Source organism: Actinoplanes sp. GCM10030250 (assembly GCF_042666575.1).
In the GTDB taxonomy this organism is placed as follows: Bacteria; Actinomycetota; Actinomycetes; order Mycobacteriales; family Micromonosporaceae; genus Actinoplanes.
In genome coordinates, this window is record NZ_JBHTDO010000040.1 from 1 (window position 1) to 24,222 (window position 24,222).

A 24,222-nucleotide genomic window follows, 5' to 3' on the forward strand; every position below is an offset into this window, starting at 1 on the left:
CGACCGCGATCGTGCAGGCCATCCTCGTTCTGCACCACGTCGAAGCCAACCGCTACGCAGGATGAAAAAGGCTCAATCATGCCACGCATTCACCGACTCCTCTTAGTGATACCGCCTGTCATACGGCTGGACCACTCAACAGTGCGGCGTCGAGATTATCGATGCGAGCGATCGATACGGATCTTGACCAGAGTTGACAAGATCGAACACCTGTCAGTGAGCGATCTTCAATCTGGCATCCGGCCTGACGCTGCCAGGCCATCGTCCGGCGCCGGCCACCGAGGCCCTCGCCACGTTGAAAAAGGCTCAGTGAAGGAGCCCCGATCGGTGTCACCGCTGTGGCTACCTTTGATCAGGCCCCACTTGGCCTGACCGGCAGGGCCAACAGGGCGATTCCTGTGGCGAGTTGCGACCAGCTGCCGGCCCGCCTGATCATGTCTGGCCCTGAACACCGCACACGGTTCTCCACCTCGCTTGCCGTGGCTACGGGAGGTGGCGGCAGAACAGCGCGTCCGGGGTACCCGACGTCCCGATCCGCCGGGTGAAGGCGATTCCCGCCGCGTACTCGTCGTCACCGCACTGGCCCTTGTAGTGGCCGCTCGCGAAATCCCCGCCCGGCCCGCCCGCCGGACGGTTGTCACCGCGGTCGAACCACACCGTCCGGCCGGTGTCACCACGCGCTGGCAGCGCGGTCCCGCACAGCGCACTCGACACCGCGGCACCACGCACCGCGTACCCGATCAGCAATGATGTTCCCGGGCATTGCAGCTTGGTGTATCCGGACGCCCAGTCCCGCGACACATACCTCTCGTCGGTCACCACCTGGTACGCGTCCCACCCGGCCCCGCCGTCCGCGCACAACCCGCGGTTCCCGGTGTGGCTCAGCCCGATCAGCCGCGCGCCGTCCGGGCAGGCGGCCTTACGCGCGCCCCGATCCCAGTCGGCCTGTCCCCGCATCCGCAGCGAGGCAACAAAATCGCCGTGATCGGGGCTCAGCATCGACCGGCCGGGCACCGGCGCCACATAGCCCTCCCGGCCCGGCGTGCCGACCAGCCGCTGCCACGCCGCCGAACGCCAGTCCGCCTCGTCGAGCAGGCCGGATCGCCGTCCCGCGGAGTCGAAGAAGAGCAGGCCCCAGCCGTTGACGCCGCGGCCCCAGCCGACCACCGGCCAGTAGGCGAAGTCGGCGTCCGCGCCGCCCAGCAGGTTGACGAAGTTCTCGAACCACTCTCGCTGCTCGCTCCCGGCCGCCGCGTTACCGTCCACACCGAACTCGCTGATCCACACCGGCGCGGTGAAATGTTGGCCCGGCTCCCCGGCGACGAACAGCGCGTCCCGGTTGACGACCGTTGCCAGCTCGGCCGGGGACAGGTCGCGGTAGCGCGGATCGCTGGTCTCCCCCACGCCGGTCGCGCCGCTGTGGTTGGGGCCGGTGTAGTCGTAGAAGTGGGCCGAGTAGACCAGCTTCCCGGACCGCACCAGGGTGTGCGAGAGCGTGCGCGCCGGCCGCAGGGTCGGCCGCTCGTGGGCGAAGCCGTCCACCGGGATGCCGGTCCAGTTGATGCCTTCGACGATCACCAGCAGGTCCGGATTGGCCTCGGCCAGGATCCGGTCGCCGAGCCGCTGGGAGGCGGCGAACCAGTCGCGCGCGTCGCCCCAGCCCCAGTTCGGGTCGTCCAGGACGGTACGGCGTACCTCGTTGTACAGGTCGGCGCCGGCGACCCGCGGATCGGCGCGGTAGCGGCGGACCATGAACAGCCAGTCGTCCTCCCACTGCTGCACGGTCCGCGAGGTGTTCCAGCGCTCGTTGCCGTCGACGGCGCAGCACCAGCGTGTGGTGTTGGTGTGGTTGTTGAGGATCACCGCGAGGCCGGCACCGGTGAGCGCGCCGACCACCCGGTCGTAGACCTGGAGCGGGGTGAGCCCTCGCAGCTGCGGGTTGGCCGCCACCGCGGCGTCGGTCACCGGCTGGGCGTCGTGCACCATCTCGCCGGAGAACGGCAGGCGCACGCTGTTGAGGCCCAGCTCCTGGAAGCCGGCGACGATCGCGGGAAGCGGCGCCCGGTCGAGGCCGAGCGGGATCCGGCCGGAGTTCTCCCCGGCGTGGTGGTTGCTGTTGTCGGCGGGGTCACCGGAGCCGGTCCAGGTGCCGCTCGCGCCGTGCCAGTTCCCGGAGCGCAGTTTGAAGCGCCGGCCGTCCGCGTCCACGATGTAGCGCCCGCGCGTGGAGAGCGGCGCCGTCCACCCCGGGTCAGCCGTCGTAGCGGAGGCGGCCGGTGATGGGCCCGTCAGCAGGGCGGCGAGCAGCAGCGGTGCCAGGAGCGCGCGCGAGATGACCACGAGCACATTGAAGGGCATCGAGAGAGGATTCGCCGCCGCGCCGCGCTCGGATTGCCGGGAATCAGGAAATCGACAGAAACCCATCCGCGCCGGGGACCGCTGCGAATTCCGCGCCGAGAGCGAGACGCCGGCCGAAACCGCCGGCGGCCACATTCGGCACGGAAGGAACCACAATGACCGGAACCCGCCGCCGGCGCGCCCTGACGGCGCTCGGCATCGGCGCTCTGCTCACCGGCTCGTTGTACGGCCTCGGGCCGGGGACCGCGACCGCGTCGAGCCACCGCGAGGCGCCGCTGATCGCCGCCGATCCCGCGGTCGACAACACCGACCTGTACGCGTTCGTCAGCCCCGACCGCCCCGGATATGTCACCTTCGTCGCCAACTGGCAGCCGTTCGAGGAACCCAACGGCGGCCCCAACTTCTACCCGTTCGCCACCGACGCCAGCTACCACATCAAGGTCGACAGCGACGGTGACGCGAGACCCGACGCCGAGTTCCGGTGGAAGTTCCGGAACATCGACAACCGGGGTGACAGCACCTTCCTCTACAACAACGGCCCCGTCACCTCGTTCGACGACGAGAACCTGCTGTTCAAGCAGACATACACCCTGGAATCCTCGTTCGGCGGCGCGCCGTTCAAGACCCGCGTGCGGGACGCGCCCGTCGCGCCCTCCCGGGTCGGCCCGGCGTCCATGCCGGACTACGGGAAGCTGCGCGACCAGGCCACCCGGACCCTGCCGGGCGGCTGGAACATCTTCGCCGGGCAGGCCGACGACCCGTTCTTCCTGGACCTGCACGCCTTCGACCTGCTCTACGGCGGTGACCTGTCCGAGACGGGACAGGACACCGTCGCCGGATACAACGTGAACACCATCGCCCTTCAGGTGCCCGTCAAGGACGTGGCGCTGAACGGCGACGCCACCCGCAACCCGGTGATCGGCCTCTGGACCACCACCGAACGCGACCGGGTGCGGATCACCGGCGGCGGTCAGTCCGGCGGCAGGGTGCAGGTGTCCCGCCTCGGCAACCCGCTGATCAACGAGGTGATCGTGCCGGCGTCGCTGAAGGACGCCTTCAACGCCAGCCCGCCGAGGAAGGACGCGAAGACACCGGCGCTGGTCAAGCGGGTGCTGGAACCCGAGGTGCCCAAGCTCCTCGAGTCGATCTACCAGATCCCGGCGCCGCCGGCCCCGCGCAACGACCTGGCCGAGATCTTCCTGACCGGCATCACCACCAAGGCGGACGGCCCGATCAAGGCCGATCTCAACTCGCAGCTCAACAACGCGGACGTGGACGCCTCCCGCTTCACCCCGGCCGAGGAGCTGCGGCTGAACCTCTCGGTGCCGGTCACCGACCAGCCGGACCGGCTGGGAGTTCTCGCCGGTGATCTGCAGGGCTTCCCGAACGGCAGGCGGCTCGCCGACGACGTGCTGGACATCGAGCTGCAGGCGCTCGTCGGCGCCGCGCAGACCGGCAAGCTCGTCGACGCGCTCGCGGCCGGTGACGGCGTGAACGCCAACGACCAGGACTTCGGCGCCGAGTTCCCCTACGTGGCGCTGCCCAACAGCGACGCCGTCAACACCACCAGCGGCACCGCCGGGAAGAGCACCGAGAAGAGCACCGAGAAGGCGCCGGAGAAGCAGGAGAACACCACGGCGAAGAGCAACCCCGACACCATGCCTGTCGCGTACGCCACCGGAGCCTCCGGCCTCGGAATCCTGATCATCGCCGCGGGCCTGCTGGCCCTGCTCAAACGGCGCCGCACCCGGCAGACCCACCTCGACGACGACCGGACCAGGCCGCTGTAACCCGAGCCCGGGCGGGTGCGTCACCCCCGTCGCACCCGCCCGACCCCACGGAGGAACACCATGCGCCGCACCCTCACCCGCCTGGGACTGGCCGCCGCCCTCGCGACCGCCCTGCTCGCGGTCGCAGCGGTCCTGACCTGGCCGCGCACCCCGACCACGCCCGTACCGGCGAGCCAGGACACCACCCGGCCGCCCGCAGGTCTGCTGGCCGACCGGATCGCACGGTCCCAGCAGCAGCTGCGTGACGTGCCCGGCGACTGGCCGGGCTGGGCCGCGCTCGGCGCCGCCTACCTGGAGCAGGCCCGGATCACCGCCGACCCCGGGCTCTATCCCCGGGCCGAGCAGGCCGCCCGCCAGTCACTCACGCTGCGGCGCGACGGCAACAGCGACGCGCTGGTGGTTCTCGGCGCCCTGGCGAACGCCCGGCACGACTTCGCGGGCGCCCGCACCCGGGCCCGGTCGGCGCTGGCGATCAACGATCACCACGCCGAGGCGTACGGGGTGCTGGCCGACGCGCTCACCCAGCTCGGCGACCCGGCGGGTGCGACCGCCGCCGTACAGAAGATGCTCGATCTGCGGCCCGGCCTGGCCGCCTACGCCCGCGCCTCCTACGATCTCGAGCTGCGGGGCGAGCTCGCCGAGGCGAGCGAGATGATGCGGCGCGCGCTGGCCGGCGCCGTCGATCCGCACGACGTGGCGTTCTGCCGGGTCCAGCTGGGTGATCTGGCCTTCGGCCGGGGTGATCCGGACGCGGCCGCGAGCGAGTATGCGGCGGCGCTCGCCGCGGATCCGGCCTCGATCGGTGCGCGGCACGGCACAGCGAAGATCAGGGCCGGTCGCGGCGACATGCCGGGTGCGCTCGCCGCCTACGCCGATCTGACCGCCAGGCTTCCAGGACCGGCAAACCTTCTGGAGTACGCGGAAACGCTGCGCGCCGCCGGCCGAAGCACCGAGGCCGACCGGCAACTGGAGCTGGCCGCCGCGTCGGAGCGGCTGTTCACCGCGAACGGCGGCACGGACCGGCTGGCCACCGCGGCACTCGCCGTCGCACAGGGCCGCCCGGCCGACGCGGTCACCGCCGCCCGTACCGAATGGGGCCTGCGCCGGCACGCCGATGTGGCCGACACCCTCGCCTGGGCCCTGCACGCCGCCGGCCGCGATGACGAGGCTCTCCCGTACGCCGAACGCGCTGTTGCCGGTGGCGCGCACCCGGCCGCCTACGCCTACCACCTCGGCATGATCCAACTCGGTCTCGGCCGGCAGGCCGAGGCGCGCACCGAGCTCGAGCGCGCCCTGAACACCAACCCCTACTTCTCCCCGGTCGACGGCCCGCTGGCCCGCCGCGCCCTGGCCGGCCTGCGCTGAACAACGGCCGGCGCTGAACAACGGCCCGCGCTGAACAGCGGCCCGCGCTGAACAGCGGCCCGCGCTGAGGAACGGCCTGCTCTGAAGGAAGAAGCCCGCGACACCAAGGAGGCAACGATGATCAGCACTAGGCAACTGCGGCTCGGCGCGAGCGTCGCCTGCGCGGCGGCCGCGGGCCTGCTCGCCTGGCCGGCCGCACCCGCACAGGCGCACCCTCTCGGCAACTTCTCGGTCAACCAGTACGCCGGGCTGGCACTGAGCCCGGACCACGTCGAGGTCACCGCGGTGATCGACGCCGCGGAGATACCCACCTTCCAGGACAAGACCCGCGCGGACGGCGACGGGGACGGTGCCCTGTCGCCGTCCGAACGCTCCGCCTACGCGGGAACGGAATGCGCGCAGGTGGCCGCCGCCTTCGCGGTGTCGGCGGACGGGCAGCGCCTGGCGTGGACGGTCTCCGGCCAGGCGTACGACGTCCTGCCCGGCGCGGCCGGCCTGTTCACCAGCCGGCTCGACTGCCGGCTCAGCGCTCCCGCCGAGCTGACCTCGCCGGCCACGGTGAGCGTCGGCAACACCTACCGCGCCGACCGGCTGGGCTGGCGGGAGATGACGGCGATCGGCGCCGGGGTACGCCTCGCCGAGTCCACACTGCCCACCGAGAGCCCCACCGGACAGCTCCGCTCCTACCCCCGCGACCCGCTCTCCTCACCGCTCGACGTGCGTACCGCCACCATCGAGGTGGACGGTGCCGCCGCTCCCGCCGCGGTGACCAGCACGGAGCCCACCGGCACGCAGTCCTCGCCCCGGGGCTGGCTGGAGGCGGCCCAGAGCCGGATGGAGGCGATGCTCGGCGGGCAACTCGGCCCGGCGGTCGTCGCGCTCGCGTTCCTGCTGGCGCTGCTGCTCGGCGCCGGGCACGCCGTCCTGCCCGGCCACGGCAAGACGGTGATGGCCGCCTACTTCGCCGGGCGCCACGGGCGCGTACGCGATGCCTTCGCCGTCGGTGGGACCGTCACGCTGGCACACACCGCCGGTGTTCTGCTGCTGGGCGCGGTGCTCAGCACGTCGACGGCGCTCGCCGGTGAACAGGTCCTGAGTGCGCTCGGCGTCGGCAGCGGCGTCCTCGTCGTGATGGTCGGCGTCGGGATGCTGATCTCCGCCCGGCGGACCGCGGCGCACTCACACGGCCCGCACGGCCACACCCACGAGCACGGCCACACCCACGAGCACGGCCACACCCACGAGCACGGCCACAGCCATGGGCACGACCACAGCCATGGGCACGGACATCCTCATCACCACGGTCACACTCACCGGCACCGCCGCCTCAATCTGGCCGGAATCGGTCTGGCCGGCGGCCTCGTACCCAGCCCGTCAGCGCTCGTGGTCCTGCTCGGCGCGATCGGCCTCGGCCGTGCCGGGCTGGGGGTGGCGCTGGTCATCGCGTACGGCATCGGCATGGCCGCCACCCTCACCGCGGTGGGCCTGGTCCTGGTCGTCGCCCAGCACCGGCTGGCCCGGCTGGTCGCCGAAGGCAGCTGGGCCGGTCGCGTGGGTGACCGCGTCACCAGGCGTTTCGCCGCCGGCGCACCGACCGCCACCGCGGCGCTCGTCGTCCTGGTCGGACTCGGCATCGGCGTCCGCGCGATAGCGTGACCAGCCGGCTTCGGTGAAAGAACCGGGTAAACCTTGACAGGTATCACTTCCCCGCCCGACCGTATAGCGAGCAATCGCCGAGTCACGGGTGGTGGTGCGGTGAGTTCCTGGATGCGCAGGCGGGATCACAACATCTTCGTCAACGCGTTCGTCTTCCTGGTCTGCGGTCTGACCACGGGAGTCGTCGTCGCGGCAGCGGTGTTCCCGTACGCGATGATGTCCGGACTGGCCGCGAAGGCCGGTGAGCGGGCGTTCGCGAGCCTGCCCAGCGAGCTTCAGGCGTTCCGGTCGCCACAGATCACCCGGGTCTACGCGGCCGACGACAAGACGCAGATCACCCAGTTCTACGACGAGTTCCGCAGCGATGTCCCGCTCAAGGAGATCTCGCAATACATGCGCGACGCCATGGTCGCCGCGGAGGACCGGAACTTCTACGACCACAACGGCGTCGACCTCAAGGGTGTGGCGCGGGCGCTGGTCAACAACAAGAACGGCGGGGCCAAGCAGGGCGCCTCGACGATCACCATGCAGTGGGTGCGTATGTCGCTGGCCTATTCGGCGACCAGTCCGCAGGATGTCGTCGAGGCCACCCAGGACACCCCGAAACGCAAGTTCACCGAGATGAAGTACGCGCTCGAGCTCGAGAAGCAGATGGGCAAGGACCAGATTCTCGAGCGCTATCTGAACATCGTGCCGTTCGGCAAGCAGACCTACGGGATCTTCGCCGCCAGCCGGGTCTACTTCAACAAGAAACCGAAGGACCTCACGATCGGCGAGGCGGCGATGCTCGCGGGAATCGTGCGGGCACCGTCCGGTTACGACCCGACCGACGCCACCGGCCACGACCGGATCGAGCAGCGGCGCAACACCTACGTCATCCCGGGCATGCTGGAGATGGGCACGATCACCCCGGGCCAGGCCGACAAGGCGAAGAAGGAGCCGATCCCGGACAAGGTCCGGCCGGTCAGCAACGGCTGCGTCTCGGTCGCCAAGAACAACTGGGGCTTCTTCTGCGACTATTTCTACCGGTGGTGGATGGGCCGGGAGGAGTTCGGGCCGACACCGTACGACCGTGAGCGCCGTCTGAAGAGCGGTGGCTATCGCATCACCACCACGCTCGACATCAAGGCGCAGAACAAGGCCCGCGGGCGGATCGCCGAACTGATCTCCGAACGGAACCAGAACGCGCTGCTGCTGGCCGCGATCCAGCCCGGCACCGGCAAGGTGCGGATGCTGGCCGCCAACCGCAAGTACAAGCTGGACGATCCGGCCGACCCGGCGAACCGCATCTCCTCGGACCCGAAGAAGGCGCGCCACGGCATCCGCGGCTCCTACCCGAACACCACGAACCCGCTGATGACCGGCGGCGGCGACATCACCGGGTACCAGGCCGGCTCGGTGATGAAGATCTTCACGATCATCGCCGCCCTGGAGAAGGGCTACCCGCTGGCCTACACGATCAAGACGGAGAAGCGGTACCGCTCGAAGTACATCATCGACAGCGGCAACGACTCGGCCTGCGAGGGCACGCACTTCTGGTGCCCCAGCAACTCCGGTGGCGGCGGCGAGGGTGTCTTCAACATGTGGACCGGGTTCGGCAGCTCGATCAACACGTTCTTCGTGCCGCTCGAGGAGCGCGTCGGCGCCGAGAACGTCGTGGACGCCGCGAAACGCTTCGGCATCCAGTTCCGCTCCTCCAAGGACGCCGAGTACGCGTCACCCGGCTTCTCCCACCAGTGGGGCGCCTTCACCCTCGGCGTGTCGGCGACCACCCCCCTCGACATGGCCAACGCGTACGCCACCCTGGCCGCCGACGGCATGTACTGCGAGCCCACCCCGATCGAGCAGATCGCCGCCCGCGACGGCGAGGAACTGGACGTCGGCCGGTCCCGCTGCACCCGGGCGACCAGCGAGAACGTGGCCCGCGCCGCCGTCGACGCGGCCCGCTGCCCGGTGGGTGACTCGTCGCGGCTCGGCAGCTGCGCCGGCGCCACCGCGCGTGCCACCCGCGGGATCGTCGGGCATCCGGTGTTCGGCAAGACCGGCACCACCGACCGCGACCGGACCGCCTCGCTGATCGCCGGCACCACGTCGCTCGTCGTCGCCGGCTATCTGGTCAACCCCGACTACCAGGCCCACCGGGACCGCCTGCGCCACGACCAGGTCAATCCCGCCGTGATGCACACGCTCGGCGATTACATGGAGGGCAAGAAGAGGGAGCAGTTCCCGCGCCCGGAGAGCAGGAAGATCGCGTACGGCGACCAGCGCTCGATCCCGGACGTCACCTGCGACCCGCTCAACAGTGCCCGCAACCGGATCGACCGCGCCGGCTTCTCCGTCTTCATCGGCCGTGAAGTCGACTCCGACTGTCCCAAGGGCACCGCGGCAGGCACCGACCCGTCCGGCCGTACGGTGAAAAATGGTGTTGTGGTCATTGAGGTGAGCAACGGTAAGGACGCGAAACCCGAGAAGCCCGAGAAACCCGGCCTCCCGCCGATCATCATCACGCCACCCGGGCCACGGTGAGATCACATCGACGCCCGCCCCTCCCCGTGATAGCTCCGCGTCGATATGTTTGCGGGCGTGAGACTACGCATCATCGCTGCCCTCGTTTCCCTGACGGTGGTTCTATCCCCCGCCACCGCCGCCCGCGCCGCGGATGACCCTCTGCTGGACCAGCTGACGGCCATCCCCGGACTCTCCGTCATCTCCGAGACCCCGTCCACCGGCTACCGGTTCTTCGTCCTGTCCTACCGCCAGCCCGCCGACCACCGTCACCCCGGGCAGGGCACCTTCGAGCAGCGCCTCACGCTGCTGCACCGCTCGAACGGCGCCCCGGTGGTGCTGGCCACCAGCGGCTACGGCCTGGCCGTCGCACCGCGCCCGTCGCAGACCGAGCCGACGGCGCTGCTCAACGCCAACCAGATCTCGGTGGAGCACCGCTTCTTCCGCGACTCGCGCCCGGCACCGGCCGACTGGTCGGACCTCAACATCTGGCAGGAGGCGACCGACGAGCACCGGATCGTCACCGCCTTCAAGGGCTTGTTCTCCGGCAACTGGATCCGCACCGGCGGGAGCAAGGGCGGCATGACGTCCGTCTACCACAAGCGGTTCTACCCCCGCGACATCGACGGCGTGGTCGCCTACGTGGCACCGGACGACGTCATCAACCCCGCCGACGGGGCGTACGACAGGTTCTTCGACACCGTCGGCACACCCGCCTGCCGCGCCACCCTCGACAACGTGCAGCGCGAGGCGCTGCGCCGCCGCGACCGGCTCGTCCCCCGGGTGCAGGCGGCAGCCGACGCGCAGGGCTGGACGTTCGACCGGACCATCGGCACGGCCGACCGTTCGTTCGAGATGACCGTCCTGGACTCGGTGTGGGCGTTCTGGCAGTACAGCACCCTCGCCGACTGCGCGAGCGTGCCCGCCGCCACCGCGACCGACGACGAGCTGTACGACTGGATCGACGGGGTGGCCGGGTGGGACTTCTACACCGACCAGGGCCTGGAGTACTACTTCCCGTACTACTACCAGGCGGCCGCCCAGCTGGGCTGGCCCAGCCTGCGCTTCGAGCACCTGCGCGGCCTGCGCAACCACCCCGGCCTCTACACGGCGAACTCCTCCCTGCCGCCGGAACTGCGCCGCGCGCACAACCCGCTGCCGATGCTCGACGTCGACCTCTGGGTCCGCACCGCCGGTGAGCGCATGCTCTTCATCTACGGCGAGAACGACCCGTGGGGCGCCGAGCGCTTCACCCCGAGCAGGCGCGACTCCGCCCTGTTCGTCGCACCCGGCGGCAACCACGGCGCGAACATCGCCCGCCTCTCCCCCGAGGATTCCGCCGCCGCCACCGCCATGCTCCGCCGCTGGGCCGGCGCACCCGTGACCCTCTCGGCCGCCCCGCCGGCCGGCCTGCCCCTCGACGACATGCTCGGCGACCGCCGGCGACTGCGCTGACCTCCGGGTGACGCCTCGGCACACGCCGGGGCGTCACCCGGCGCTGTCACAGAACGGGACCGGCAAGCCGACGCGCGGCTGTCCGGCCTTCGACGCCGGCGGCCCACCCTCGACGGATCACGTTCAGCAACTGCTTGATTCCGCAGAGCGGCTCCCGCGATGATGGCCGGAGGTATCCGTCCTGGGAGGACACATGGCGGAGTCGGACGTGACAGCTTCCCAGCTGCTCCTGGCCGAGTACGAGCGGTTGAAGGAGGAGCAGAAGGTCAGGATCGGCTTCCGCGACAACCTGATCTACGCCACACTGGCGTCGATGGCCGGCGTCATCGCCGCGGCACTGTCCGCGAAGGGCCATGCCAACCTGCTGCTTCTCCTCCCTCCGGTCACCACGCTGCTGGGCTGGACCTACCTGGTCAACGACGAGAAGGTGTCCGCGATCGGCCGCTACATCCGCGACGATCTCGGCAGCAGACTCGCCGCCACCGTCAACACCGGCGTGTTCGGCTGGGAGATCGCCCACCGCAGCGACCCGCGCCGCCGGACACGCAAAGTCCTGCAACTCGCCGTCGACCTCGGCGGGTTCTGCGCACCGGCCCTGACCGCGATCGTCATCTACTGGGCCAACGGGCCGCTGCGGTGGCCGTTCGTGGTGGTGTCGATCATTGAGGCGGCGGCCGTGTGCGGGCTGGCCGTGGAAATCATCCGGTACGCCGATCTGGGCGTCGGCGCGACCGCTCCCCGCCGTTGACGCCGGATCACACCGGCGGCATTTCCATCAATCTTGTCATGAGGCAAGTGTCTACGCAGCAATTGTCATGGGCAATCTGACGAACACGCGCCGCCCTATATCACTGTCGGCGGTATTCATGCCAGCACACCGTCGGCGCCATGCCATATAGGCAACCACCCGGCATACCGTGACGGCGTGACAATCAGAAACTCAAAAGGGCATCCACCAGCGGCTACGGCGCCCAAATAATGACCTTGGGCGCCGTAAATGCGCTTTTTCGCAGAACCGGCCATCCACCGCGCCGGCCTCTCGAAAGTGATTATGAAACGCGAGATATGCCTCGTGCACCTACCTTCTGTACAGCGTGCCGACCCTTTGCGATACTTATGGTCCTTAATCGGCGGAGCATTATCTTGATCTCTTGGAGATTGGGGTCACGCATTGACGTCGGACACGTCCACAGTGGCATTGGGTTTACCGGCCTGTCGGTGCCGCCCCCCGGCCGGGGATGCCTGAGGTGGCGGCGCCGACGCCCGGGTGGGAAGCCACCGTCGCAGCAGGTGAGGAGAACCCGTGGGCCGACGTGACCATCGGAATCATCGCCGCGCTTCCGGTGGAGGCCGCTGCCATGATCACGCTCATCGGTGATCCGGTTCCCGCCCGGATCCCCGAGGATCCCAGCGAGTACCGCGTGGGCAACCTCGCCAGTACGGATGCTGACCGGCCGCACCGGGTGGTGCTCACCGTGATGCCCGAGGACAACACCCGCAATGCCGCGACGACCTGCACCAACATGCTGCGCAGCTTTCCCCGCCTGCGCAGCGTCATCCTGACGGGCATCGCCGGCGGCGTGCCGGCGCCGGACGATCCGGAGCACCACGTGCGCCTCGGTGACATCGTCATCGCCGCGGGCGGTGTGGTCGACATCAGCCACACCCGGCAGGGGCGCGGCCCGGCCGAGCCCCGGCGGCCGCTCGGCGGGATGTCGATGGACCTGAAACGCGCCGCCAACCGGTTGAAGGAGCTTCTGGTCACCGACCGGATTCCCTGGGCACAGCTGCTGGTTCCGGCACAGGACCGTCCCATGGCGGTCTTCGCCCGCCCCTCGCCGGACACGGATGTCCTGCACCGCGGAGCCCGGCTCGTCCCGCATCCGCCCCGGGAGCAGTCGGGCCACCTGAACGGAGTCCCGAAGGTGCACTTCGGGCCGATCGCGTCCGGCGACGTGCTGATGGTCAACGAGCGGATCCGCAACGAGCTCGCGGCCCGGCACCACGTGCTCGCCATCGAGATGGAGGCGGCCGGCGTCGCCGCCAGTGCCACGAACCACGGCATGCCGTGGTTCGTGGTCCGCGGAATAGTGGACTACTGCGACGAGTACAAGGACGACCGCTGGCACCGGTACGCGTCGCTCGTCTCCGCCGGATGCGTCCGGGCCCTCCTGGCTTCCTGCCCGCCGTTCCCGGTCTGGCGCACCGCGGCAGGTGGTGTGCCCGCCCTGTTGCCCGAGTGGACGCTGGACCGGCTCCGCACCCTGCTCAGCCGCGCGCCAGGGGTGGATCCGGGCGAGGTCTGGCAGCGGGCGACCGGAGACCTGATTCCGCTACCGGAGCGGCCCACCACGCTCGGCGAGATGGTCACGTTGCTGGTCGGCCGCAACGCCGGCCCGGACCACGTACCGCCGCTGCTCGCCCTCGTCGAGCAGGTGGCCGTCCGGGTCGAGCAGCCGCTCGCCGGCGAGTTGCGTGCCTGGGCCGACAACGAGGCGGAGCCGCGGGCGCACATCGGCGAGCCGCTCCAGGCCTATCGCGCGCTGGCCGAGCGGGAGCACCGGGCGAGCAACGCGCGTCGCCCTTCGCGGCCACCGGTCCGCCCGTGCCTGCTGATCCAGATCGAGCGCGACGGCATCGACCGCGACCTGTGCGAGGTCCGGTACTGGATCCAGCGCTGGGCACAGACCTGGCAGCCCGAGGCGAGCGTGCCGCGCACGACGTCCTTCCAGGAGGTCGAGCGGGTGATGGAGGACGCGATCCGGCACGCCGAGGCGATCTGGCAGGGACTCGACGAGGGCGCTGCCGTCGAGATCGAGCTATTGCTGCCCACCGACCTGCTGCACCTGGCCGTTGAGTGGTGGCGCACCGAGCTGGAGTCGCCCGCGCCCACACCCCTCTGTCTCGACTATCCCGTTGTCGTCCGGAGCCTCGACCGGATGCGCGCCCCCCATCGGCATCGGGTCTGGGCCGGCCGATGGCATGCCCTGTGGCAGCAACCGCCGGGCCACCGCGTGTTCTGGGGCCGGAGCCACGCGGGCGGCGACGACCTGGGCGGCTGGAACGCCCACCTGCGGGGGAACCGGGACCTGACCACGGTGGTGCTGGGTGGTCCGCCGCCGGACCCACCCGGTGGCGACGAGCTGCTGTCGGCCCTGAACGCCGGGATTCCGGTGATCCTTTGGGATCGCCGTTCCCCGCTGACCGACGAGGCCGCCGCGCTGCTGGGCCGGATCCTGGAGGGCCCGCCCGCCGAGCTGGCGCGCCGTGTCCGGACCCTGCGCATGGAGGCGGCGGAGCTCGGCCCGGACGAGCGGCGCCGGCATCCCGGACACCACCTCGCGCTGCTCTGGGACGACCCGGACCGCAACGTCTATCACGCGGATGCGGGCGGCGGCGGCATCGAGGGAGAGGCACACCCATGACAACCGTGACGCCGGAGACCCCGGGCCTGGACGGCCAGTGGCCCAACTGGTGGCATTACCACGGTGACGGCATCCCGGCGGCCGAGGAGAGCCGCACCGCACTGCCCGATCCGCCGCCGTGGCGCGCCTTCCACGGCGAACCGGTGCAGCCGCCGCCGGGAGACGACGGCGAGGAGATCGGCCGGAAGCTGGGCCGGGCGAACGTGTCTCCGCCCCGTCGCGCGGGCCAGCGCGAAGGTGACATGGTCAATGCGGCCATCCGGCTGCGGCGGCCGCTGCTCGTCACCGGGCGGCCCGGAAGCGGTAAGTCCGCGATCGCCTTCCGGGTGGCGCGGGAGCTGAAGCTGGGCCGGGTCCTGGAGTGGCCGATCACCAGCCGGACGACGCTGCGTTCCGGGCTCTACGAGTACGACGCCATCGGCCGCGCCCAGGCGGTCACCGCCGGGCCGGGCACCGACCCGCGGACCGGGGACTTCGTACGGCTCGGAGCGCTCGGCACCGGCCTGCTCGCATACGAGCGGCCCCGGGTCCTGCTGGTCGACGAGCTCGACAAGAGCGACATCGACCTTCCCAACGATCTGCTGCACATCTTCGAGAACGGGCAGTTCACGATCCCCGAGCTGGTGCGGGTGAGCCGGCGCGAGGAGCAGGTGTCGGTCTACACCGACGATCCGGGAGGCGTGGCAACCGTCCGGGACGGCCGGGTGCGCTGCCGGGCGTTCCCCATCGTGGTGATCACCAGCAACGGTGAGCGCGAGTTTCCGCCCGCCTTCCTGCGCCGCTGCCTGCGGCTGGACCTGCAGATGCCGAGCGCGGAAGACCTGGCCGCCATGGTGCGCGCGCAACTGCCCGGCACGGCCGAGGGACGATCGGACCTGATCAACGACTTCCTCAACCGGCCGGCCCACGACGCGCTGGCCCGGGACCAGCTGCTCAACGCGGTCTATCTCACCGACTCCGGGGCGTACGCCCAGGAAGGGGAGGCCTGGCAACGGCTCATCACCGACATCTGGCATTCCCTCTCCCAGGAGCGATGATCATGGGCGGGCCGGACTCGGAACGGGCGCGCACGCCACCGGGCGGGCCCGCGCCGGACTGGCATCACATCGCGGACGCGGTCTGGCTGGCAGCCACGATGGGCGAGTACGAAAGCCCTCGGACACAGCCGGCGGCCCCGGACCCGGAGGCCGCACCCGCCGAGATCGCGGACCGCACCGGCCTGACCGGCTCCGGGCCGGCCGACCGGCCGACACGTCCACCGCCGCCCCCGGACGAGCCACGCGCAGCGGCGCAGCCGTCCCGCCGGCAGCTCGCCACCGGGCACGCCGAGATCGACGACACCGGCGACCCCTCGCTGCTGGCCGCCCTCCCGGCGGGCCAGTTGCTGGCCAGGGCGCTCAAACCGTTCCAGCGGAAGGTCAGCTCGGCCACCGACGCCGAGCCGGACGAGGAGGCCACCGCCGACTTCGCGGCTGACTCCGGAGTCTGGCTCCCGCGCTTCCGGCCGGTGCAGGACCGGTGGCTCGGCCTGACTCTGATCGTGGACGACACGCCCTCCATGGCGGTGTGGCGCCCCACCGCCGCGGCCTTCCGGGTGATGCTGGAGAGGCACGGCGCGTTCCGCGGTGTGCGCACCTTCCTCCTGTCCAGCCCCGGCGGATCACCGCGACTGCGCGGTCCCACGGGTGGCACACGCAGCCCCGCGGAGTTGCTGGACCCGGCGCGCCGGCAGATCTTCCTGGTGGTGACCGACGGGATCAGCTCGCTGTGGCGCACATCGGCGATGGACCAGCTGTTGCGGCTGTGGGGTGCCTCCGGGCCCTTGGCGATCGTCAATCCCTTTCCGCAGGCTCAGTGGCGACGTGGCAACCTGACACCCCGCCGGTGCCGGATCCGCGCCCCGCGGGCCGCGGCACCGAACACCGCCTTGCAGGTGCACCACGCCGAGCTGTCCAATCCGCTCGACCCGCCGTACCCGCGGGATGCGCTCGCGGTGCCCGTGCTGGAGCTGAGCCACCGCTGGATGCGCTGGTGGACGACGCTGGTCACCGGCCCGCCGACGTGGCTGGACGCACTGATCCACCCCGTCGGCCCGAGAGCCCGGCCGGAGGCGGACGATGTCCCCCGGCCCGGCGCCGCGGCCGCCGTGCGCCGCTTTCAGCGCGTCGCGTCGCCCCTGGCGTTCCGGCTGGCCACGCTCCTCGCGGCCGCGCCGCTGGAACTGCCGTTGCTGCACCGCCTCCAGCGAACCCTGCTGCCCGAATCGGTCCCGGCCGACCTCGCCGAACTGCTGACCAGCGACCTGGTGCACGTGACCAACGAGGCGGGCACGGCCCTCGAGTTCGATCCGGACGTACGCGAAACCCTCCTCGGGTGTGCCACTCGTGCGGACTCTGCCCGGGTTCTGCAGGCGATCGCCGCCCATCAGCGGCATCCTGGAACCACGGGCCTGGCCCTGGCTCGCACGCTGACCGCCGCGGAGACGGCCTGGGAACCGCAGGTCACCAGAGAGACGTTGGCGATGGCCCGGATCGAACTGGCCGTGCTGAACGCACTCTCCGGCCCGTACGTCGCCCGGGCACGCCGGCTGCGGAACGCGATCGCCGCGGTCGAGCAGGGACGAGAGCCACAAGCGGAGTCCCCTTCCCCCTCCACTGACGGGGACCCGCAGCCCGATCGCACAGAGAGGAACGGTGAGCCCATGCCCAGTCAACCGGACCTGCCACTCCCCGGCGACACGCCGACCGGGCAGCCGACCGCTCCACCGCCGGCCAAGAACATTCCAGGCGGGCCGATACTGGCCGTCGACAGCGCTCTGGAGTCGCTGCACGAGATGTTCGGTGGCCAGGCACCGACTGCCGGCCCCAAGGTGTGGGGCAACGTACCCATCCGCAACCCCGTGTTCACCGGGCGCCGCGCGCTGCTCGAGCAACTCGAGCGGAGGTTGCGGACGCAGAGCGTGACCGCGGTCCTGCCGCAGGCGCTGCACGGTGAGGGCGGCGTGGGTAAATCCCAGATCGCCATCGAGTACGCGTACCTTCACCGCGACGAGTACGACCTGATCTGGTGGATCCCGTCCGAGCAGCCCGCGCAGATCCTGGCCTCGCTGATCGAACTGGGCAACCGGCTGGGCCTGGACATCGGCAACGAGGTGAGCACAGCGGTACCCCGGGTCCGTGCGGCGCTGCGGGCCGGTACCCCGCACAGCAAGTGGCTGCTGGTCTTCGACAACGCCGAGACGCCCGAGACGGTACGCGACTACTTTCCCGAGTCGGGGACGGGAAAGGTGCTGATCACGTCCCGCAATCAGGCGTGGAACAAGCTCGCCGAGTCCCTCGAGGTCGACGTCTTCACCCGGCAGGAGAGCATCCGGCTGCTCAAGCGCCGGAATCCGGAGCTCGACCAGGCTGATGCCGACCGCCTTGCCCAGGCGCTCGGCGATCTCCCGCTGGCGATCGAGCATGCCGCGGCCTGGCTGCTCGCCACCAGTATGTCGATCGGGGAGTACCTGCGGCTGCTCAACGAGAAGCGGGCTGAACTGACGGCGCCGGATCTGGCCACCGGGTACGAGATCCCGGTCGCGGCCGCCGCGAACGTGGCGCTCGACCGTCTGGCCCTGGAGAACCCGGCGGCGCTGCAACTGTTGCAGGTCTGTTCGTTCTTCGCGCCGGAGCCGATCGACCGCTTCCTGTTCGAGGGCGTACGCGGCGTCGGTACCGAGGTGGCCGCCGAGCTGGACGAGGCGTTCCAGAACCCCACCCGCCTGAGCCAGGCCATCCGCGACATCCAGCGCTACGTGCTCGCCCGGGTGGACCACCAGGCCAACACCCTGCAGCTGCACCGCCTGGTACGGCGCGTGCTCCAGGACAGCATCCCCGCCGACCGGCGCCTGAAGATCGAGCACATCGCGCACATCCTTCTGGCCGGCGGAAAACTCGGCGATCCCAGCGACTCCGAGCAGTGGCTGCCCTACCAGTCCCTCGCCTCGCACCTGACCGCCTCCAACGCGTCCAGCTGTGAGGACGACTGGGCGCGGGTGCTGGTGCTCAAGCTCATGCGGTACTTCTTCTACTGGGGCGACTACCCCAGCGGCCGCAAGCTGGCCACCGACGTCTACAACGACTGGCGCGAGCGGCTCGGCGAGGGCTACTCACAGACGCTGGAGGCGGCGAAGTGGCTCGGCTACTACGCCTGGATCGAGGGTGACTTCCCGACCGCGGAGCAGATCTGGCGCTCGGCCCTCGACCAGTACCGCGAGACTGCGGGGCCCAACGACGAGGGCACCATCGACGCGATGAACATGGTGGGTATCGCGCTGCGGACGAACGGTCAGTTCTCCGCCGCACGCGACATCGACCTGGAGGCGTTCGAGCGGGCGCGGCGGAGCCTCGGCGAGGATGATCCGGCCACCTTGGCGGCGGCGCACAATCTGGGCATCAGCCTGCGGCTGACGGGCGAGTTCCGCACCGCACGGGAAATCGACGCCGACACCTATCAGCGCCGGGTGGCCGCACTCGGCAGCGACAGCCCGGAGACACTGCGCACGCTCAACAACCTGACCATCGACCAGCGAGAATGCGGGGAGTACATCAACTCACGCCACTGGGTCGAGCAGCTCTACGAGCGGTACACGAACAAGTACGGCACCGGGCACCTGGAAACCATCCGGATCGCCCGGAACCTGGCGGTGGCCCGGCGGCGGGCCGGCGACCACGAGAACGCCTACAAACTGGCCGAGGACACGATGAACCGGTTCCAGGACCGGTTCGGCGTCAATCACCCGGATGCCATCGCCGCCACTCTCGACTTCGCGGTGGACGTACGGGAGACGGGCGATCTCGCACGCGCCCGCACACTCGCGACGGAGACGATCGACGCGTACAACGCGACCCTGAGCACCGATCATCCGTACACGTTGTGCGCCCGCACCAACCTCGGCATCGTTCTGCGGCTCATGGGCCGGACGGCGGAGGCCGTCACGCACCACCAGGCCGCCTTCGACACGCTGACCCGGGTGCTGGGCCCGAACCACATGCTGACGATCACCTGCGGTATCAACCTGGCCAGCGCACTGGCGGCCACCGGCGACCATCGGGCGGCACACGACCTGGACGCGGCGATGCTGCGCCAGGCGGACCAGTTCATCGGCCCGGAGCACCCCTCCACGCTGGCTTGCTCGCTCAACCTCGCCTTCGACCTGGCCGCGCTCGGATCTCAGGAGGAGGGCACGACCCTGTTCGACAACACGATCAACGCTTACATCCGCGTTCTCGGCGCTCACCATCCCGCCATCGCCGCCGCCCGCGACCGGGCCCGGGCGAACTGCGACGTGGACCCGATGCAGTTCTGACCGGGAGGCGCTAGCGCCTGTCGACCACGGGTGCGAGCCACGTCGCCACGTCGGGCGGCGGTGGCGTGTGCCCGGCCGCCCTGAGCTCGGCGCAGACAGCCCGCACCAGATCGGGCCGGTGGGCCAGCACCCCGGCCGCCGGGGTGTCCGCCGAGCTGAGTGCCAGACCGACCCAGGCCCGCGCCTCGTCGTCGGCCGGCGCGCCCAGGCCGGCGGGGACGCCGGGCTGGGCACCGAACCAGGAGAGGAACGCCGACCGCGCGGCGGCGGAATCACCCTGGACGAGCGCGTTCTCGCCGGCCGAGACCTGGTCACCGGGCGGCTTCGGCGCGCCTCGTCCCTCCGCGGTGACCGAGCGCCTGGTGACGGCCGGCATGCGCTGGTTCCAGCGGAGGCTCGGATGGACGGCCAGCCGCGCGGGCCCGGGCACCGTGGGCGCCGATGCCTGGGCGGTGAGCCAGCCCTGGGCCAGAGCCTCGACCTCTCGCGGCTCGGGGTGGAAGTGCCGGAGCCGCCAGCCGATCTGGTGGCTGTCGGCGGTGAGCGTGGCCAGGCCGGCGATCGCCGGGTCGACGGGCTCGCCGGTCCACTTCGTCATGCTGTCTCGCAGCATCGTGAAGAAGTGGCGCCCCTGCTCGGTCAGGCCGGGGGCGGCCAGCGCCTGCCGCAGGGAGTCCTGCATCTGGCGATGCGCGTAGGCGAACTCGAACTGGGCATGCTGAGCATCCGCGCCGGTGGTGGCGCGCGCACGTTCCTGCCAGAAGCGAGCGATCCCGTAGAACGCGTACACGCCTTGGACGAGGCCGGGCAGCGGGCGCGGATCGTCGCGCCAGGGCGCGTAGTAGAGCGTCCCGTCGTCCGCGGTGGTGAGCTGCAGCAGATGGAGCAGACCGCCGAGAGTGATGTGCTGATACTCGTGTACCAGCGACACCGCCAGGGTCACCGCGTCCGGAGGCTCGGAGACCATGACGCTGCCGAAGGCCTCGCCGTTCGACGCGCTGCGCGTGTCCCAGCCCTGCTCGTGCTTGAGCGGCGCCAGCGTCACGAAGCCGTCGACCATCGCCTCCGCCGACGACCGGTGGTCGCGGCACAGCAGTTCCCACGCCTCGGTCAGCAGCTCACTCCAGCGGGAGAAGGCTTCGGCGTCGAGCCGGGCGGCGGCGACCGGATCGGCGAGGTCCCGGAACGGGTCCAGGTCGTCGAGGCAGACGGTCAGCGGTAGATCACCGCCGACCGTCACCCGCCGAAGTGCCCACCAGCCGATGCCGGCGCCGTCCGGCTCGATGTCGGTCTCGTCGTCCGGCACCAGCAACTCATGATCGCCCGCCGTCAACCGGATCCGGCCGCCCTCGGTGCTCGCCTCGACGAACGTGTGGGAAGCCGGGCCGGGAAGCCGGGCCAGTCCAAGGGTCACGAGCATGACCGCACCGTCGCGGGCCGGGAGCGGGGTCGACCAGGAGAGGCCGGCCCGGGCGGCCGCAAGCAGTGCGAAGGAGTACAGAGTCGCGAGGTCGCGCCAGAGCGGGGCGCCGCTGCGAGCGCCGCCACGGAGGCGGCGAAGGGCATAGGCGCAGCCGCCACCCACGCCGGGGTCGAGCAACAGAGCGTTGACGGCTTCGGGCGCCGCATGCCATGCCGCCTTCAGCACGTCCCGGACCGCGCTCACCGGTGGCAGGTGCTCGGTGAGCGAGTCGTCCTTCTCGATCGTCTCCATCAGCGTTCTGACGAGCAGAAAGCGACGGCTGCGCTCGGTCTCCCAGAAGAAGCGGGTTATCTCCGAGGATCCTTCACCGGAAGCCAGCGTGGACAGCCACTCACTCGGCATGCGGTGCCGCGTGAGATCCCGCGGTTCCCGGTTCGAATCCATCAGAAATCGGTGTCTTTCCCTGGTGACGGTTCGGCGGACGTCGGATCAGTGAGCCATTTTCAACCTGGCATCGGGCCCGATGCCTGCCGGGCCGTTGTCCAGCGCCGGCAAGCGAGGCCCTCGCCACGTTGAAAAAGGCTCAGTCAGAGCGACGATCAGTCAGCGCGACCGGGCGGGCCGCTGCCCAGGTTGATCCGCGGCCGTTCCACCTGACTGAGGAGGATCTCTTTGAAGGGTTCCAAAGCGTCCCGCTGTTGCGGGCGCAGCTCGTCGAAACCCAGCCCGCGCAAGTCAGGTAGGTCGGTGTCGACCCCGTCCGGCCACTCGTCCAAGGCCCAGTCCTTCTCGCGCGAGAGGTTCGCCAGAGGTGAGGGAATCGCGCACTCCCACACTTCTTACGAATATGTCTCAAATCGGACAAATCGGATTCTTTCAGATCTTACCATGCGGTGTGTTACAGCGCTCTCTGAACGCCACGGAACCGCACAGGGCAGGGACGATATCAGTCACCGAGCCGGAGATGAAAGGTGGCCACGGACGGCGTACGCGCGGACGTCCGCGCGGGGCGGGAAAGCGTCACCGCAAACGGCGCGGAACGGACTCGTGCACGGCCGGAATTGTTCGCGTTCGCCGTGGCACGGGCCGCATCGCCGGGGAACTCCCGCTGGGCGGCCCATACCGCGATACGTATCCTCGACGACGGGTCATTCCGCTACCGACTCCCGGTGCCTTAGGTGAGCGTTCACACGCAAGTTCTGCCGCTCTGCGCGGTGCCGCTCCCGTACCCCGCAGGAATTGAGGTACAACGTGACGATGAATGACACGGATGCACGCCCGGCCGGTGTGCGCGAAGCGATCGACCAGGGCCGCACGACGCTTGGGATCGAGTTGGGGTCGACCCGGATCAAGGCCGTGCTGACCGGCCCGGACCATGCGGCGATCGCGGTCGGCAGCCACGACTGGGAGAACCAGTTCGTCGACCGGACCTGGACGTACTCGATGGGCGACGTCTGGTCGGGCCTGCAGGCGTGCTTCGCCGCGCTGGCCGAGGACGTGCGGCGCCGTCACGGCACCGAGCTGCGGACCACGGGCGCGCTCGGTGTCTCGGCGATGATGCACGGCTACCTGGCGTTCGACGCGGACGGCGAGCTGCTGACGCCGTTCCGCACCTGGCGCAACACCAACACCGGTGACGCGTCCGAGCAGCTCAGCAAGCTGTTCGGCTACAACGTCCCGCACCGCTGGAGCATCGCCCACCTGTACCAGGCCGTGCTGAACGGCGAGGAGCACCTGGGCCGCCTCGCCCACCTGACCACCCTCGCCGGATACGTGCACTGGAAGCTGACCGGCCGCCAGGTGCTCGGTGTCGGTGACGCCAGCGGCATGTTCCCGATCGACATCGCCACCGGCGGCTACGACGCGCGGCGGCTGAGCCAGTTCGACGACCTGGTCGCCGGGCGTGGCCTGTCGCTGAAGCTGGGGGAGCTGCTGCCGGCCGTGCTTCCCGCCGGTGAGGCGGCGGGCACGCTGACCGAGGCCGGGGCGACGTTGCTGGACCCCAGCGGCACCCTGCAGCCGGGTGCCACGCTGTGCCCGCCGGAGGGTGACGCGGGCACCGGCATGGTGGCCACCAACTCGGTGGCCCGGCGCACCGGCAACGTCAGCGCCGGCACCAGCATCTTCGCGATGATCGTGCTCGACGGTGAGCTGAGCCGGGTGCACCCGGAGATCGACCTGGTCACCACGCCGGCCGGTGATCTGGTGGCGATGGTGCACTGCAACAACGGCGCCAGCGAGCTGAACGCGTGGGCGGGCCTGTTCGCCGAGTTCGCCACGGCGCTGGGCGCCGGGCGAGACAGCTCCACCGTCTTCGAGGCTCTGTTCCGGTCCGCGCTGGAGGGCGCGCCTGACGGCGGCGGCCTGATGGCCTTCAACAACCTCTCCGGGGAGCCGATCACCGGGCTGCACGAGGGAAGACCGCTTTTCTTCCGTACGCCGGGAAGCGACCTTACCCTCGCCACGTTCATGCGCACCCAGCTCTACGCCGCCCTGGCCACCCTGCGCATCGGCATGGACGTGCTCCAGAAGGCCGAGTCCGTGCGGCTGGACCGGATGTTCGCGCACGGCGGCCTGTTCAAGACCGAGGGCGTGGCGCAGCGCCTGCTCGCCGCCGCGATCAACACGCCGGTCTCGGTCGGTGACCTCGCCGCCGAGGGCGGCGCCTGGGGCATCGCCGTCCTCGCCGCGTTCGTGACCGGCCGGCGGCCCGGGCAGAGCCTCGACGACTTCCTGACCACCTCGGTCTTCGGCGACGCCCGGCTGGACACGGCCGAACCCGATCCGGCCGACGTGGCGGGCTTCGACGCCTTCATGGAGCGCTACGTGGCCGCGCTGCCGGTGCAGAAGGCGGCCGTCGACAACAGCTGACCGGGGCGGTGGTGCCGGGCAGTG

General features: G+C 70.4%; 13 protein-coding genes. 10 read left to right on the forward strand and 3 right to left on the reverse strand.

Going from position 1 to position 24,222, the window contains the following annotated elements; translation table 11 throughout:
- Positions 1-483: 483 nt before the first annotated feature.
- Complete coding sequence (locus ACFQV6_RS36355) at positions 484-2,358, reverse strand: glycoside hydrolase family 5 protein (RefSeq protein ID WP_378032228.1); 1,875 nt, start codon at positions 2,356-2,358, stop codon at positions 484-486.
- A gap of 155 nt (positions 2,359-2,513) precedes the next feature.
- Here ACFQV6_RS36355 and ACFQV6_RS36360 point away from each other — a divergent pair, with 155 nt between their 5' ends.
- From ACFQV6_RS36360 to fxsT, 9 genes are all read left to right on the forward strand, one after another.
- A complete protein-coding gene (locus ACFQV6_RS36360) occupies positions 2,514-4,148 on the forward strand; it encodes a DUF4331 domain-containing protein (protein ID WP_378032229.1) in 1,635 nt (544 codons plus the stop codon).
- 60 nt (positions 4,149-4,208) lie between these two features.
- Positions 4,209-5,513 (forward strand): hypothetical protein, encoded by a 1,305-nt coding sequence (locus tag ACFQV6_RS36365; RefSeq protein ID WP_378032230.1) that lies wholly within the window; start codon positions 4,209-4,211, stop codon positions 5,511-5,513.
- A 117-nt stretch (positions 5,514-5,630) separates the two neighbouring features.
- On the forward strand, positions 5,631-7,169 hold the full coding sequence (locus tag ACFQV6_RS36370; protein ID WP_378032231.1) for a hypothetical protein: 1,539 nt from the start codon (positions 5,631-5,633) through the stop codon (positions 7,167-7,169).
- A gap of 111 nt (positions 7,170-7,280) precedes the next feature.
- Positions 7,281-9,695 carry a transglycosylase domain-containing protein gene (locus ACFQV6_RS36375; RefSeq protein WP_378032293.1) on the forward strand — a complete coding sequence of 805 codons (2,415 nt, stop codon included), beginning with the start codon at positions 7,281-7,283 and terminating at the stop codon, positions 9,693-9,695.
- A 57-nt stretch (positions 9,696-9,752) separates the two neighbouring features.
- Entirely contained in the window at positions 9,753-11,129 is a 1,377-nt protein-coding gene (locus tag ACFQV6_RS36380; RefSeq protein ID WP_378032232.1) for a S28 family serine protease, read from the forward strand.
- Positions 11,130-11,322: 193 nt separating this feature from the next.
- Complete coding sequence (locus ACFQV6_RS36385; RefSeq protein ID WP_378032233.1) at positions 11,323-11,877, forward strand: hypothetical protein; 555 nt, start codon at positions 11,323-11,325, stop codon at positions 11,875-11,877.
- Positions 11,878-12,376: 499 nt separating this feature from the next.
- Positions 12,377-14,554, forward strand: coding sequence for a hypothetical protein (locus tag ACFQV6_RS36390; RefSeq protein ID WP_378032234.1), 2,178 nt, complete (start codon positions 12,377-12,379; stop codon positions 14,552-14,554).
- Positions 14,551-15,591: an AAA family ATPase gene (locus ACFQV6_RS36395; protein WP_378032235.1), complete on the forward strand. Its 1,041-nt coding sequence runs from the start codon at positions 14,551-14,553 to the stop codon at positions 15,589-15,591. Before ACFQV6_RS36390 ends, ACFQV6_RS36395 begins: the two co-directional genes overlap by 4 nt.
- A gap of 2 nt (positions 15,592-15,593) precedes the next feature.
- Complete coding sequence (gene fxsT / locus ACFQV6_RS36400; protein WP_378032236.1) at positions 15,594-19,904, forward strand: FxSxx-COOH system tetratricopeptide repeat protein; 4,311 nt, start codon at positions 15,594-15,596, stop codon at positions 19,902-19,904.
- Positions 19,905-19,914: 10 nt separating this feature from the next.
- Here the strand turns inward: fxsT and ACFQV6_RS36405 are convergent, their stop codons facing one another.
- Together ACFQV6_RS36405 and ACFQV6_RS36410 are read right to left on the reverse strand one after the other, a co-directional pair.
- A complete protein-coding gene (locus ACFQV6_RS36405; RefSeq protein WP_378032237.1) occupies positions 19,915-21,729 on the reverse strand; it encodes an HEXXH motif domain-containing protein in 1,815 nt (604 codons plus the stop codon).
- A gap of 197 nt (positions 21,730-21,926) precedes the next feature.
- Positions 21,927-22,103, reverse strand: a complete 177-nt coding sequence (locus ACFQV6_RS36410; RefSeq protein WP_378032238.1) for a hypothetical protein — start codon at positions 22,101-22,103, stop codon at positions 21,927-21,929.
- A 481-nt stretch (positions 22,104-22,584) separates the two neighbouring features.
- On the opposite strand from ACFQV6_RS36410, the gene ACFQV6_RS36415 reads away from it, so the two are divergent.
- On the forward strand, positions 22,585-24,198 hold the full coding sequence (locus ACFQV6_RS36415) for a xylulokinase (RefSeq protein ID WP_378032239.1): 1,614 nt from the start codon (positions 22,585-22,587) through the stop codon (positions 24,196-24,198).
- Positions 24,199-24,222: the final 24 nt, after the last annotated feature.

Excerpts from the sequence above, each read along its gene's own strand:
- ACFQV6_RS36415 (WP_378032239.1), top strand. The coding sequence starts at position 22,585 with ATGAATGACACGGATGCACGCCCGGCCGGTGTGCGCGAAGCGATCGAC.
- ACFQV6_RS36395 (WP_378032235.1), top strand. The coding sequence starts at position 14,551 with ATGACAACCGTGACGCCGGAGACCCCGGGCCTGGACGGCCAGTGGCCC.
- ACFQV6_RS36370 (WP_378032231.1), top strand. The coding sequence starts at position 5,631 with ATGATCAGCACTAGGCAACTGCGGCTCGGCGCGAGCGTCGCCTGCGCG.
- ACFQV6_RS36405 (WP_378032237.1), bottom strand. The coding sequence starts at position 21,729 with ATGCCGAGTGAGTGGCTGTCCACGCTGGCTTCCGGTGAAGGATCCTCG.
- fxsT (WP_378032236.1), top strand. The coding sequence starts at position 15,594 with ATGGGCGGGCCGGACTCGGAACGGGCGCGCACGCCACCGGGCGGGCCC.
- ACFQV6_RS36375 (WP_378032293.1), top strand. The coding sequence starts at position 7,281 with ATGCGCAGGCGGGATCACAACATCTTCGTCAACGCGTTCGTCTTCCTG.
- ACFQV6_RS36360 (WP_378032229.1), top strand. The coding sequence starts at position 2,514 with ATGACCGGAACCCGCCGCCGGCGCGCCCTGACGGCGCTCGGCATCGGC.
- ACFQV6_RS36355 (WP_378032228.1), bottom strand. The coding sequence starts at position 2,358 with ATGCCCTTCAATGTGCTCGTGGTCATCTCGCGCGCGCTCCTGGCACCG.
- ACFQV6_RS36365 (WP_378032230.1), top strand. The coding sequence starts at position 4,209 with ATGCGCCGCACCCTCACCCGCCTGGGACTGGCCGCCGCCCTCGCGACC.
- ACFQV6_RS36385 (WP_378032233.1), top strand. The coding sequence starts at position 11,323 with ATGGCGGAGTCGGACGTGACAGCTTCCCAGCTGCTCCTGGCCGAGTAC.